Origin of the sequence: Achromobacter sp., assembly GCF_032102605.1 — a bacterium.
Classification (GTDB): domain Bacteria; phylum Pseudomonadota; class Gammaproteobacteria; order Burkholderiales; family Burkholderiaceae_B; genus Achromobacter.
This window is the reverse complement of record NZ_DAMDGT010000001.1, coordinates 703828-715647: the sequence shown is the minus strand read 5'-3', so window position 1 is coordinate 715647 and position 11820 is coordinate 703828. Positions and strand designations below refer to the sequence as shown.

Genomic DNA, 11820 nt, shown 5'->3' with positions numbered 1-11820 from the left:
GGCGGCCTCGCCCGCCAAGAATGGAGACAACCATGCGCATGCGCCACGTAATCAAACCTTTTGCCCAAGCCCTGCTGGCCCTCTCGCTGCTGGGCGGCGCTGCCGCCGCGCAGGCCGACGCCTATCCCGATCATCCGGTGAAGTGGATCGTCCCCTTCCCGCCCGGCGGCGCCATGGACAGCATCGCCCGCACGCTGGGCGAATCCATGGGCAAGCAGCTCAATACGTCGTTCATCGTGGAGAACCGCGCGGGCGCGGGCGGCAACATCGGCGCGGCGGCGGTGGCGCGGTCCAAGCCCGACGGCTACACCATTCTGATCGTCGCCAACGGCATGGCGGTCAACCCCGCGCTGTATGCCGACTTGAACTACGACCCCATCAAGGATTTCGCCCCGATCTCGCTGCTGGCGGTGGTGCCCAACGTGCTGGTCACCAATCCGTCCCGCACCGGCGCAACCAGCGTTCAGGACGTGATCGCCAAGGCCAAGGCCCAACCCAATCACTACACCTACGCTTCGGCGGGCGTGGGCACGTCGATCCACCTGGCGGGCGAGCTGTTCGTTTCCATGACGGGCGTGGACATGCTGCACGTGCCCTACAAGGGCAGCGGCCCGGCCGTGGCCGACCTGCTGGGCGGCCAGGTGGACTACATGTTCGACAGCATCACGTCGGCCAAGCCGCACATCGCCACCGGCAAGCTGCGCGCGCTGGGCGTCACCACCGCCAAGCGCTCGGCCGCCCTGCCCGACGTGCCGACCATGCAGGAAGCGGGCGTACCCGGCTACGAGCTGATGCCGTGGTTCGCCGCGTTCGCGCCCGGGGGCACGCCGCCTGAAGTCGTGGCCAAGCTGAACGAAGTCATGCGCAACGCGCTGGCCGACGCCAAGGTCAAGGCCACGCTGGATTCGATCGGCGCCGAGCCCATCGGCAGCACGCCCGACGCCCTGCGCGACCATCTGGCCAAGGAGACGGCCCAATGGAAGGACCTGGTCAAGGAACGCGGCATCAAGATCAATTGAGGCCGCGTTGCATGGAGCCCGGATGAGGCATCGTCTGCTCATCCCCCCTTCGCGAAGGAAGCTCCATCATGGCCTTGAAACATGCGGATCCCGGGCAGGTCATCGACCTCACTCCCTACGGCGCCGCGCTTGCCCAGAAGCAATCGATCGCGCTCTTCAAGTCCGAAGACCTGGAGGTCATGCGGCTGGTGCTGCTGGCGGGCAGTGCCATGCCGTCCCATGACGTCGCCGGGGAAATCACCATCCAGTGTCTGGAAGGCAGCATCGAAATCAGCGCCGATGGCGCCACGCATGTCCTGTACCCCGGCCATTTGATGTATCTGGCGGGGCGCGCGCCGCACGCGCTGTTCGCGCTGGAAGATGCGTCGGTGCTGGTCACCGTGGCGCTGAAGCGAAGCTAGCGCCGCAGCGCATCATCACTTGCCCAGGCCCTGCAGCGCCTTGACGAATGCGCGGCTGAACGCCGGAATGTCGTCAGGCTTGCGGCTGGAAATCAGCGCGCCGTCGATCACCACTTCTTCGTCCACCCAGTTCACCCCGGCATTGCGCAGATCGTCCTGCAGCGATGGCCAACTGGTCATCTTGCGCCCTTTCACCCCGCCGGAAGAAATCAACAGCCACGCGCCGTGGCAGATGACTGCCACGGGCTTGCCCGCGTCAAGGAATGCACGCGCGATTTCCTGCGCCTTGGGCTGCATCCGGATTTCGTCGGCGTTCACCACCCCGCCGGGCAGCAGCAGCGCGTCGAACTTTTCCGTCTCGGACGCCGCCTGCAAGAACGTCAAATCCACCGGGAATCTGTCTCCCGGCTTGTCGTGGTGCATGCCCAGAATCGGATCCGTGCGCGCCGACACCAGCACCGTGCGCGCGCCTTCGTCCTGTAGCGCCTGACGTGGGCCGGTCAATTCCACCTGCTCGAATCCGTCCACCGCCAGAATCGCTACGTTCACATTTTCAAGTGTTGCCATGGTTGCTCCTGTTGCGCAGCCCTGACGTTGCGGCGCGCCGGGAATTGGGCTGCTGGCGCGCTTTGGCTGCGCAGCAAGTGTCATGCCGCCTCCAGGGCGGGGGACAGTAAGATAGCGCCCACGTCCGCTGCCATGCACCCGCCATCCCGGGGGACCAGGACCATCCCTTGCTTGCTTTTCAGGAAACGACGATGCGCTTATTGATGCTGGTGGCGATGATGCTTATTTCGGTGGCCGCCGCCGCGGCGAACACCCCTTGCTCAGGAAAGAAAGGCGGCATCGAGCGCTGCGTGGGCGAACAATTTTTATGCCGCGACGGTTCCATCAGCGCGTCCAAGCGCAGTTGCTCGGTGTCGGACGCCGGCGCGGCTTCCCTCGCGACAAAGCCCGCGGCCGCCCGTGGAAATGGCACATGCAACTGCCGCGACGGCTTTTTCTGCAGACCGCCGTCCCGGTGCAGCCCCTACCCTCTTTCAACGCTGTCCGCAAGCGCGCGCAGCAAGCCCGCGCCATCGCCGTGCCACGCGCTGCCGTGCATGCAGGCCAGCGTCGACGGCTGCAACGCCGCCAGGCGCTCCAGCATCGCACGGGCGTTGCGGGTGTGCGAAAAGTAGTCCATCTGGCGGCGGAACGCTTCGCTGGGTTCGAGGATGTCGCTCTCGGTAAGCGCGGGGTTGTCCGAGCCGCCCTGCGTGAACAGGTCGCCACATAGCAAGGTGGCCGATTTGGTCTCCATCAGGAACCCGCATTCCCACGCGTGCGGCAGATGCGGTGTGTCCAGCCAGAGCACCTGGTGCTGCCCCAACGACAGGGTCTCGCCGTCATTCAGCGCACGCGGCGGCCGATCGGCAAAATCGCCCACAGACACCATGGCTGCGACCTGCCCGCACAAGGCCTCCGCCTGCGGCGCGACAGCAAGAAAGTCGTTCAGCGCGCCGCACTCGTCGGATTCAAAATGCGAAAAGCCCACATAGCGCAGCCGCTCGATAGGCATCACCCGCGCGATGGCGGCGCTGACCGTCGGGAAGAGCTTGCGCAAACCGGTATGGAACAGCAGCGGTGCGTCGTCGTCGATGAGGTACTGGTTGAAAGAGAACCCGCCCCCGCCGGGAATCTCGACGGGCGTCGAGATTCGGTAAATGCGGTCTGCGATTTCCCCGATGGTTGTACCGCTTGAAAGGGTTTGAGTCGCCATGGCGCGCTCCTTTCCTGGGTCACTGACGGGGTCCGGAACCGGCCGGCGGCCGGGTGGACGTTCGACGATTGTCGAGCGTTGCGCCGTTTATGTCCATCAGGCCGACGGGCCGCGAAATGGCGCCCGAAAGGGTTCGTTCGTCCCGTCGCGATGGCGTGTTACGCCGTTTATGTCCATCAAGCTTTCGGGCCCCAAATGGCCCGCGAGATTCGTTCGTTCTGGCGCGATGCAACGCATGCGGGGTCGGCGAATGGCCCGCCAGCCAGTATTTCTGCACCGGCTACTTCGTGCCGACAATGGTTGCCGAGGTGCTCAGGCCCGCAGACCGTCATCGCTTCGCTTTCGACGTCAAGAAGTATCGCGAGCCACCTTCGGCTTCGCATCCTTTTGGCTCAAACGCCCGGCCGCCGCGGCCTTCAGCAGCCGCTGGAACGTCGGACATGCGGCGTGGTTTTCGACGGGGCATGCGGCGGCATGGCGCAGGCTCTGGCTCATGGCGCGCAGCCGCTTGATGGTTGCGTCGATCTCGTCCGCCTTGGACAGCAACAGCGCCCTGTCCACGCGCGGCGCGCCCTCGGGCGACAGCATGGCGTGGATCTCATCCAGCGACAGGCCGCCCGCCTGCCCCAGCGCGATCAGCGCCAGCTGATCCAGCACGCCGGGTGCAAACCGCCGCCGGCCGCCCGCTGCGCGCGTTGCGCATATCAGTCCTTTGCTTTCATAAAACCGTAGCGTCGAAGCGGGCACGCCCGTGCGCCGGGCGACTTCGGAAATGTCCATCACAGCCCTGTTGACTTAAAGTTGACTTCAACTTTTACCATGCCTTCGACATCAGCTGAACGCATCGATAAAAGGAGCCGACATGGCATGGATGGATGTAATACGAGTGGCGCTGGTCGGGGTGGGCGCTACGGCAATCATGGACGTGTGGTCGCTGACGCTGCGGCGCCTGGGCGTGCCCACGCTTGACTATGCACTGGTGGGTCGCTGGGCGGGACACCTCTGCCGGGGACGGTTCGCGCACGCCAGTATTGGCCGGGCGCCCCCGGTGCCCGGCGAGCGGCCGGTGGGTTGGGCGATTCACTACGGGACCGGGCTTGCCTTCGCCGGGCTGCTGATCGCCGTTCAAGGTGGGGCTTGGCTGCACGATCCCGCCTTCCTGCCCGCCGTGGCGGTGGGCGTGGCGACCGTCGTCGTACCGTGGTTCGTCATTCAGCCGGCGATGGGAGCGGGATTCATGTCGGCAAAGACGCCGACGCCGCTGAAGAACTGCCTGCGCAGTCTGGCGACTCACGGTGTCTTCGGGGCGGGCCTATATCTTTCCGCTGCGGCATTGCAACTATTGGAGGCTATGAAATGAATGAAATCCGCTTCAAGGATGGCGCCGGGTACGAGCGATACATGGGAAAGTGGAGCCAGCTTGCCGGCGACGTTTTCCTGGATTGGCTAGCGCCGCTCCCAGCGTGGGACTGGCTGGACGTCGGCTGCGGAAATGGCGCTTTCACCGACATGCTGATGCTGCGTTGCGCGCCGGCGTCGATGCACGGCGTGGATCCGTCGGACGAGCAGTTGGCCTACGCAAGCGCGCGCCCTGCATTGCGGGCGGCCCGCTTTCGCAAAGGCGACGCCATGGCCCTGCCCTATGCAGCCGCCGCGTTCGATGCCGCGGTGATGCCGCTGGTGCTTTTCTTTGTTCCGGACCCGGCCAAAGGCGTCGCCGAGATGGCGCGCGTCGTCCGCCCGGGCGGCGTCGTCGCGGCGTACGCCTGGGACATGCCGGGCGGAGGCTTTCCGTATGAGGCCTTGCTCGCCGAAATACGCGGGATGGGCATTACCGTTCCCTCGCCCCCCAGCCCGTGGGCATCCCGATTGGAGGCAATGCAGGAATTATGGGTCGGCGCCGGCCTCGGGGCGGTCGAAACGCGGGTGATCGAGGTGCAGCGCGCATTTGGTGATTTCGAGGACTACTGGTCGACAGCCCTGGGAGCGCCAAGCGTGGGATCGACGCTATCGGCCATGGCGGCCGATGATCTGGCACGGATCAAAATGCGGCTGCGCACCCTTCAGCCGGCCGATGCCCAAGGCCGCATTACGTACAGCGCCCGCGCCAATGCGGTGAAAGGCCGCGTATCCGAGTAGGGAGACCAGAAGGTCGAGCGCGTTGCTCCGCGGGTGCGTTGCGACGGGTCGAAGGCTGTTTTGCGCCGATATGAAAATGATCTGCTCGAGCCACGACTGCGCGCCCCCAGGCGCCCGCTCGCTCTCATGTGACGTAGTGTTACTACGTCCCCAATATACACTGTTAATAAAATCGGCGGCACGCTGCGCGGCGTCGGCACCGTCGGCGCGACCACGGTCCGCGCAGGCGGCGTCGTCGCCCCCGGGAACAGCATCGGCACCCTGAACGTGAACGGCGCCTACGTGCAGCAAAAAGGCGGTGTCTATCAAGTCGAAGTCGATCCCACCTCCTCCGCCTCGGATCGCATTGCCGTGATGGGTACGGCCACCATCGAGCAAGGCGCGATCCTCAATGTCACGAAGACCACGGCGGCGCCGTATGTCCTGGGCGCCAAGTACACGGTGCTGACGGCGACCGATGGCGTGACGGGGACTTTCGATGTCACCGGCGACTCGCAGCTTACGGCCTTCTACGGCCTGGCTTCGGCTTCCGACGGCAGCGACTCGTACCTGGAAGTCAAACAGACGAAGACGATCACCGACATTGCCGCGTCTGGCAATCAGCAAGCCGTCGCGCAGGGCCTGGAGTCGACCGGCGCCGGCAGCGCCGCCGCCACGCCCGTGCTGAACCAGCAGACCGCCGATGACGCCCGCATGGCGCTCAATCAGCTGTCCGGCGAACTTTACGCCTCGGTGCAAAGCGCAATGCTGGAAAGCAGCCGCGTCACCCGCGATGCGATGAGCGACCGCCTGACCGACACCTTGGCATGTTCGGCCTCCGATGCCGCCCCCGCGGGCAACGGCGCCTCGAACGGACAGGCGGCCTCTGGTTGCGGCGCCACGCGCGGCTGGGCTCGCTTCTTCGGCAACTGGGGCCACCTGGACGGCGACGGCAACGCCAGCCGACTGGACACCTCGCTGAGCGGCTTATTCATCGGCGCCGACATGCCCGTCTTCAACGACTGGCGCATGGGCGTGCTGGCCGGCTATAGCCATGGCCGGTACGACATGCGCGGCAGCAACGCGTCCGCCAAGAGCGATGACTGGAACCTGGGCGTGTATGGCGGCAAGCAATGGGGCGCGCTCGGTTTCCGTTCGGCCTGTCCTACACCTGGCACGACATCAAGGCCGATCGCAACCTGGCCGTGCCGGGCTTCTCAGATCGCATGAGCTCCAGCTACGACGCCGGCACCGCCCAGATCTTCGGAGAACTGGGCTACCGCTTCGACCTGGGCCGCTCGTCCGTCGAACCGTTCCTGAACCTCGCCTACGTCAACCAGCGTGCCGACGGCTTCAAGGAAAGCGGCGGCGCCGATGCGCTGCGCGTGCGCAGCCAGGACATGGACACCGCCTTCAGCACCCTGGGCCTGCGCGGCAAGACCAGCTTCACGGTGAACGGCATGGACATGGTCGCCAAGGGCACCCTTGGATGGCGCTACGCCGCGGGCGACGTGCGCCCCACCGTCACGCAGTCGTTCGCGGGCGGCTTGGCGTTCGATATCTCGGGCGCACCGATTGCCCGCAATCAAGCGGTGGTTGATCTGGGCATCGGCGCGCGCATCACCCGCAACACCACCATCAGCCTGTCGTACAACGGCCAGTTCGCCTCCAGCGCCACTGACCAGGGCGTGCTGGGCTCGGTGAACATCGCGTTCTGATCCGTAAGCGCAAACGGCGCCTCGCAATAGCCTGACGCCAAATGCAAAAAGCCCCGACCGGGATTCCGGGTCGGGGCTTTGATTTGTGCGCGCCACATTCAGCGTCAGACTTGGGCCGCGACTTTACGCCTGGATCTTTGGTCATCGTTCGTTCCATCGGTCCATAGGGCGGCGAATGTCGCAAAGTGCTAGATCTCGATCGAGCGGCAACGTTGGGATTCATCCGGAATAGTCGCGCCTGACGCAATGCCATCCACGCGGTACAGGCGTTCGGCTAGCGCCTTACGCACGTTCACCCTGTCCGAACGGCCCACAACGCCCCTGCCCGTTCTAAGCACGTAGGCGTCCGCCGCCTGCCGGATTTGCCGCGTGGCCTCCCTCGCCAACAATAAGCTCCATGACTGGTAGTAATTACGCATAGTCCCAACCTTCACGTTCGGAATATCGAGCGTGGAATGCGAGGAGGATTACGCATGACTTGCCACACCAGGTTATCGGATGTCATCGTCAAGCTGCCCGACCGTTCCACCTGCCGCGTGGAGCGCCGGCTTGTCGCAATGCCCAATCGCGGCGGCGCTTTGCATACCCAATTCATATGCACGCTGCCTACCGGCGAGCTCGTGACCTGGCTTGCCGGCAAGAAGTACCGTCTGCCGGACGGCACGGTTGGGATCGAGGTGGCGCACGGGTCTGCTCCATCCTGAAAGCGGCCCTGGGTAATCAGCGAATCAGCGAGTGGCGATGGATGCCGTACGCTCCGTCGGCAATGCGGATTGCGCCCTTCGCTTGCGCCGCCATACCGTAGCCGCGCCCCCTCGTCAGTGCTCTTCCCCCGCGACGGCTTGGTATTGACAGCCAACCGACCAACTAGTAGATTGGCTGCCACCCAACCGACCTGGACGGCGCTCCTTCCCAGTGCGTCTGTGCCGCGGTTCCCCTCGGCGACCATCAAGGTCACTGCTTTTCCAATGTCAGCCAATCAAGGTCCATCCCAATGAGTCTGGAGCTTTCCCCCAGAGCCGCCGAAATCGTCGAACAGGCCAAGCTGCTGCTGGCCGCCGGGGGGTATCACGGGTTCAGCTATGCCGACATATCCGAACGGGTTCGTATCGGCAAGCCCAGCATCCACCACCACTTTCCCACCAAGGCGGACCTGGTCCTGACCGTGGTTGCCCAGCATCGGGGTCAGTCGCGCGCAGGATTGGCGGCGCTGGACGAACAGGTGCAAGACCCGCTGGGCCGATTGACGGCGTACACCGACTACTGGGCCAACTGCGTCCGCGAGGGCTCGATGCCGATATGCATCTGCGCGATGCTGGCTGCGGAATTGCCCATGATTCCCCAGGCCATCGCGGACGAGGTGCGGGCGTACTTCGGCGAGCTGGCGGCCTGGATTGCGGCAGTGCTTGAAAGCGGCGCGGCCAAAGGGCAATTCCAGCTTCGTGATGACGTGAAGGCGGAAGCGCAGGCGTTTATGTCAACGGTGTACGGCGCGATGCTGACCGCGCGGGCTTGCGGAGATCCTCAGGCGTTCGCGTCGATTTCCCGGGCGGCTCTTCGCCAGTTGACCGGACCGGCCTGAAGCCGGCCTGCGCGCGCACGGCAGTGCGCTTTTTTTGACATTACCAACCGACCAACTAGTTGGTCGCACAAGTAACCAGACGATCCCATCTCGCTTACCCGCCCGCAGCGTCGCGATCCCCATTCGACCGAGGGCAATCTCAAGGAAACATCGCCATGCCACACCCTGTTTCCACCCTCCCGCAGCAGCACCGATAACGCGCACGGCGGTGATCCCCTGCGGGCTGCGAAAGCCGCGCCTCGATCCCCTAAAATGCGCTTCAGTCTTTCTCCTCCCGGCAGCCGCGGCTGACGCCATGAACATCGCAGAACGCCTCAAGCACTGGGCCAAGCAGATCAAGCGCGACGGAATGACCCTGTGGTTTGCCGGCAAGCATCCGCGCACGCCCTGGTATGCGAAGGCACTGGGCGTCTTCGTCGTCGCCTATGCGCTGAGCCCCATCGACCTGATTCCCGACTTCATCCCCGTGCTGGGTTTTGTCGATGACGTGCTGTTGTTGCCCGGTCTGATCTGGCTGGCCATCAAGCTCCTGCCGCCCGACGTGCTTCTGGAATGCCGGGGCCAGGCGGAAGCATGGATTGCCGCGCGGCATGCCAAGCCTCGCAGCCGAAGCGGCGCCGTGCTGATCGTGACGCTGTGGCTGGCGGTGGCGGCAGCCGCGGGGATGTGGTTGATATCCCGTTCGTGAATGGCCGGGTTTCGGCGCATGCGCAGGCGACGCAGCCAAGCCTGGTCAGCGCCGCGGCAAGCACGGCTTTGGCGGCCTCGGTCATGGACGGCTCGCCGCGTCCCGGTGGTGGGCAAGAAGGTTCACAGGTCGCGCGCCCAGTACTGTCCGACCAGGTCTTTGCCGAAGCTGTGATGCTTTTCCTCTTCGACAAGCTGAAAGCCCGCCATCTCGTAGATGCGACGGGCGTCCGTCAGCACACTGTTCGTCCACAGCACCATGCGTTGATACCCGGCCTGCCTGGCGAATCGCAGGCATTCGTCGACCAGACGCCGGCCGATGCCAAGCCCCCGCGCCGATGCATCGACATACAGCAGCCGAAGCTTTGCCGTGGTTTCGTCCTGGCGCACGACAAACACGGAACCCACCAGCTTGCCGTCCTTTTCCGCGATCCAGCAGCGTTCGCGCGCGGGGTCGAATTCCCGGATGAACTTGGCCACGATCTCGGCCGCCAGGGCTTCGTACTCGGCCGACCAGCCGAATTCGCGGGCATACACGACGGCCTGGTTGGCCACCACAAGACCCATGTCGCCCGGACGCGGATCGCGCAGCAGGTAGCCCACCGGAGCCTGATCGCCAAGCAGGTTCTGGATTTCATTCATGGCATTCCTGGATCGGCCCGCGGTTCTGCCCTAATCCGAATGCGGTTGAGGCGGCGGATCCTCGGACGGGTCCACCTCGGAAATGGCCTCGCCCGGGTACACGACCCGAGCCGCGGCGGCGGCGGCGTCGCGCGACGGATACATCCCGGGGTCTTCCTGGACGCCCAGCAACGCAATGCGCCGAAAGCTCCACATGCCGTCCCCGCGCTGAAAGACTTCAATGATCATTGTTCGGGCTCCTCGGGTGGCGGCGCCGGCCGGTTTTCACTGCTGCCGGACAGTGTGCCGCTGCGCGCCTCGGCCTCTTCTTCGGCAACGGCGCGGTCGAAACCGGGCTGGTCGTGGCTGCGCGCGGGCGGCGGATGATCGATGTCGGGCACCCTGTCTTCCGGCGACGGCGCCGCACCGGACGGGCGCAATGCGCCCGCATTGACGTCGGGCTGGCCGGGGATGGATGTCCTGGCGGTGTCGGGTTTAGGCTGCGGCATGGCGATGTTCCTTAACAACGGACAAGATGGGTTCCGAAAGGCGAGCAAACGGCGTTCCCGAAGGCTGCGGCCGTTCAAGGGAAACGACTTGCCGGTCGTCAGCGACTTTCCGACAACGTCTGCAGGAACGCCGCGATGTCCTGCGCGTCCTGTTCCGACACCCCAAGGTTCGGCATCGCGGTGCCGGGTTTGATCTCGTCCGGCGACATCAGCCACCGCTTCATGTTTTCGGGGGTATGGGGCAACGTCCCGGCGATCGCGGGGCGGTCCGCAATCCCGGCAAGCGACGGGCCGACATAGTTCCACGCGCCCGGGACGCCGGGAATGGCGTGACAGGCGACGCACATGTACTGATGCAGCGCGTCGCGTCCCGCGTTCGCGTTGCCGGCGCGCAGGTTGCCGCCGGGCGCCGGGGCGCGGGTCGCCGGAGCCTGCCCATCTTCGCCACGCCGGTATTCGTCGGCCGTCAACGCCGGCAGCACGCGCATGAAGGCCACCACGTCCCAGATTTCTTCGTCCGCCAGTCGATGCCGCCAAGCCGGCATGCCCGTCATCTTGATGCCCTGACGGGTGATCCAGAAGATCTCGGCAGCCGAGCGTGTCCGGGCGGTCCCCACCAGCGCGGCCGGCGTCGGATTCAAGCCCAGCGCATACGGCTGCGGGGCAACGCCCGGCCCGCCATGGCACTGCGCGCAATGGGCGCGGTACAGACGGGATCCATTCTGAATGCGTTCCGCGCCCTGAAGATCCGGCACCTCCACGTCCGCCGAGCGCATCTTCACTCCCCGGGACAGCGCGGTGTCCATCAGATGATGGACCGCGATGGTGTGCGGGGATGTGGCGCTGATGTCGTACCAGCCGAAATAGACGACGGCGCCGCCCGCAACACCGGCGGCGGCGCCTGTGACGGCAAGCGTTATCGCGGCGGTGCGCATCCAGCGCTTCATGGCGCGCTCCCCCGCGTGGCGGGCCCCAGCAGGAACGCGGCGATGTCCTCGGCCTGCGATCGTTGCAGGCCCGTGTCCGGCATGGCGGTCCGGGGATTGATGGCGGGTGGGTCCACCAGCCAGCGCACCAGGTTGTCGGGCGTGTTGGGCAGTAAACCAGCCACGTAAGCCTGCCGGCCCATGTTGTCCAGCCGCGGGCCGACGCGCGACGGCGGTGCGCTAACCCCAGGCACGACGTGGCAGGCAATGCACCCTCTTTCGGCGATCAGGGCGCGACCGCGAGCCGGGTCCGCCTGCTTGGGCAAGCCCCCGGCCGCATCCGCGGCAAAGAGCGGCGGCCTGTCGTCTCCGCACCCGGCCAGCAAGGCCAACACGGCAAGGGCCAGCGGCAGGCGGTTGGGTCGAGCGATCCGGCGCAAGGGCTGTCTCCTGAATCAAGCCCGGCCAGCAAGCAGC

16 protein-coding genes and 1 pseudogene are annotated in these 11820 nt (G+C 65.5%); 8 read left to right on the top strand and 9 right to left on the bottom strand.

What is annotated here, in order from left to right:
- Positions 1-32 precede the first annotated feature (32 nt).
- Together RT614_RS03330 and RT614_RS03325 are read left to right on the top strand one after the other, a co-directional pair.
- Entirely contained in the window at positions 33-1019 is a 987-nt protein-coding gene (locus tag RT614_RS03330; RefSeq protein WP_313620251.1) for a tripartite tricarboxylate transporter substrate binding protein, read from the top strand.
- Between the two features lie 68 nt (positions 1020-1087).
- Positions 1088-1420 (top strand): cupin domain-containing protein, encoded by a 333-nt coding sequence (locus tag RT614_RS03325; protein WP_313620250.1) that lies wholly within the window; start codon positions 1088-1090, stop codon positions 1418-1420.
- A 15-nt stretch (positions 1421-1435) separates the two neighbouring features.
- On the opposite strand, the gene RT614_RS03320 is transcribed toward RT614_RS03325, so the two are convergent.
- The 4 genes from RT614_RS03320 to RT614_RS03305 all read right to left on the bottom strand — a co-directional run bounded on the left by RT614_RS03320 (position 1436) and on the right by RT614_RS03305 (position 3962).
- On the bottom strand, positions 1436-1987 hold the full coding sequence (locus tag RT614_RS03320; protein ID WP_313620248.1) for a type 1 glutamine amidotransferase domain-containing protein: 552 nt from the start codon (positions 1985-1987) through the stop codon (positions 1436-1438).
- Between the two features lie 178 nt (positions 1988-2165).
- Entirely contained in the window at positions 2166-2324 is a 159-nt protein-coding gene (locus tag RT614_RS03315) for a hypothetical protein (RefSeq protein ID WP_313620247.1), read from the bottom strand.
- Positions 2325-2450: 126 nt separating this feature from the next.
- Entirely contained in the window at positions 2451-3182 is a 732-nt protein-coding gene (locus tag RT614_RS03310) for an MBL fold metallo-hydrolase (RefSeq protein WP_313620246.1), read from the bottom strand.
- A gap of 348 nt (positions 3183-3530) precedes the next feature.
- Entirely contained in the window at positions 3531-3962 is a 432-nt protein-coding gene (locus tag RT614_RS03305; protein ID WP_313620245.1) for a helix-turn-helix domain-containing protein, read from the bottom strand.
- Between the two features lie 82 nt (positions 3963-4044).
- On the opposite strand from RT614_RS03305, the gene RT614_RS03300 reads away from it, so the two are divergent.
- The 6 genes and pseudogenes from RT614_RS03300 (at position 4045) to RT614_RS03275 (ending at position 9288) form a co-directional block, all read left to right on the top strand.
- Positions 4045-4542 (top strand): DUF2938 domain-containing protein, encoded by a 498-nt coding sequence (locus RT614_RS03300; protein WP_313620244.1) that lies wholly within the window; start codon positions 4045-4047, stop codon positions 4540-4542.
- Positions 4539-5321, top strand: coding sequence for a class I SAM-dependent methyltransferase (locus RT614_RS03295; RefSeq protein ID WP_313620243.1), 783 nt, complete (start codon positions 4539-4541; stop codon positions 5319-5321). The genes RT614_RS03300 and RT614_RS03295 overlap by 4 nt, the downstream gene beginning before the upstream one ends.
- A 153-nt stretch (positions 5322-5474) precedes the next feature.
- A pseudogene (locus tag RT614_RS03290) lies at positions 5475-7001 on the top strand (autotransporter domain-containing protein); the annotation flags it as partial.
- 490 nt (positions 7002-7491) lie between these two features.
- A complete protein-coding gene (locus tag RT614_RS03285; protein WP_313620241.1) occupies positions 7492-7722 on the top strand; it encodes a hypothetical protein in 231 nt (76 codons plus the stop codon).
- Between the two features lie 290 nt (positions 7723-8012).
- On the top strand, positions 8013-8600 hold the full coding sequence (locus RT614_RS03280; protein WP_313620239.1) for a TetR/AcrR family transcriptional regulator: 588 nt from the start codon (positions 8013-8015) through the stop codon (positions 8598-8600).
- A gap of 295 nt (positions 8601-8895) precedes the next feature.
- Positions 8896-9288, top strand: coding sequence for a YkvA family protein (locus RT614_RS03275; RefSeq protein WP_313620238.1), 393 nt, complete (start codon positions 8896-8898; stop codon positions 9286-9288).
- A gap of 122 nt (positions 9289-9410) precedes the next feature.
- On the opposite strand, the gene RT614_RS03270 is transcribed toward RT614_RS03275, so the two are convergent.
- The 5 genes from RT614_RS03270 to RT614_RS03250 all read right to left on the bottom strand — a co-directional run bounded on the left by RT614_RS03270 (position 9411) and on the right by RT614_RS03250 (position 11783).
- Complete coding sequence (locus RT614_RS03270; protein WP_313620236.1) at positions 9411-9929, bottom strand: GNAT family N-acetyltransferase; 519 nt, start codon at positions 9927-9929, stop codon at positions 9411-9413.
- A gap of 30 nt (positions 9930-9959) precedes the next feature.
- Positions 9960-10157, bottom strand: a complete 198-nt coding sequence (locus RT614_RS03265) for a hypothetical protein (protein WP_313620235.1) — start codon at positions 10155-10157, stop codon at positions 9960-9962.
- Entirely contained in the window at positions 10154-10417 is a 264-nt protein-coding gene (locus RT614_RS03260) for a hypothetical protein (RefSeq protein WP_313620234.1), read from the bottom strand. The genes RT614_RS03265 and RT614_RS03260 overlap by 4 nt, the downstream gene beginning before the upstream one ends.
- 98 nt (positions 10418-10515) lie before the next feature.
- Positions 10516-11364: a c-type cytochrome gene (locus RT614_RS03255; protein ID WP_313620233.1), complete on the bottom strand. Its 849-nt coding sequence runs from the start codon at positions 11362-11364 to the stop codon at positions 10516-10518.
- Positions 11361-11783: a c-type cytochrome gene (locus RT614_RS03250; protein WP_313620232.1), complete on the bottom strand. Its 423-nt coding sequence runs from the start codon at positions 11781-11783 to the stop codon at positions 11361-11363. Before RT614_RS03250 ends, RT614_RS03255 begins: the two co-directional genes overlap by 4 nt.
- Positions 11784-11820 lie beyond the last annotated feature (37 nt).

Bases quoted from the DNA above. Each gene is read 5' to 3' on its own strand.
- RT614_RS03330 (WP_313620251.1), top strand. From the start codon at position 33: ATGCGCATGCGCCACGTAATCAAACCTTTTGCCCAAGCCCTGCTGGCC.
- RT614_RS03325 (WP_313620250.1), top strand. From the start codon at position 1,088: ATGGCCTTGAAACATGCGGATCCCGGGCAGGTCATCGACCTCACTCCC.
- RT614_RS03320 (WP_313620248.1), bottom strand. From the start codon at position 1,987: ATGGCAACACTTGAAAATGTGAACGTAGCGATTCTGGCGGTGGACGGA.
- RT614_RS03310 (WP_313620246.1), bottom strand. From the start codon at position 3,182: ATGGCGACTCAAACCCTTTCAAGCGGTACAACCATCGGGGAAATCGCA.
- RT614_RS03305 (WP_313620245.1), bottom strand. From the start codon at position 3,962: ATGGACATTTCCGAAGTCGCCCGGCGCACGGGCGTGCCCGCTTCGACG.
- RT614_RS03300 (WP_313620244.1), top strand. From the start codon at position 4,045: ATGGCATGGATGGATGTAATACGAGTGGCGCTGGTCGGGGTGGGCGCT.
- RT614_RS03295 (WP_313620243.1), top strand. From the start codon at position 4,539: ATGAATGAAATCCGCTTCAAGGATGGCGCCGGGTACGAGCGATACATG.
- RT614_RS03285 (WP_313620241.1), top strand. From the start codon at position 7,492: ATGACTTGCCACACCAGGTTATCGGATGTCATCGTCAAGCTGCCCGAC.
- RT614_RS03280 (WP_313620239.1), top strand. From the start codon at position 8,013: ATGAGTCTGGAGCTTTCCCCCAGAGCCGCCGAAATCGTCGAACAGGCC.
- RT614_RS03275 (WP_313620238.1), top strand. From the start codon at position 8,896: ATGAACATCGCAGAACGCCTCAAGCACTGGGCCAAGCAGATCAAGCGC.
- RT614_RS03270 (WP_313620236.1), bottom strand. From the start codon at position 9,929: ATGAATGAAATCCAGAACCTGCTTGGCGATCAGGCTCCGGTGGGCTAC.
- RT614_RS03265 (WP_313620235.1), bottom strand. From the start codon at position 10,157: ATGATCATTGAAGTCTTTCAGCGCGGGGACGGCATGTGGAGCTTTCGG.
- RT614_RS03260 (WP_313620234.1), bottom strand. From the start codon at position 10,417: ATGCCGCAGCCTAAACCCGACACCGCCAGGACATCCATCCCCGGCCAG.
- RT614_RS03255 (WP_313620233.1), bottom strand. From the start codon at position 11,364: ATGAAGCGCTGGATGCGCACCGCCGCGATAACGCTTGCCGTCACAGGC.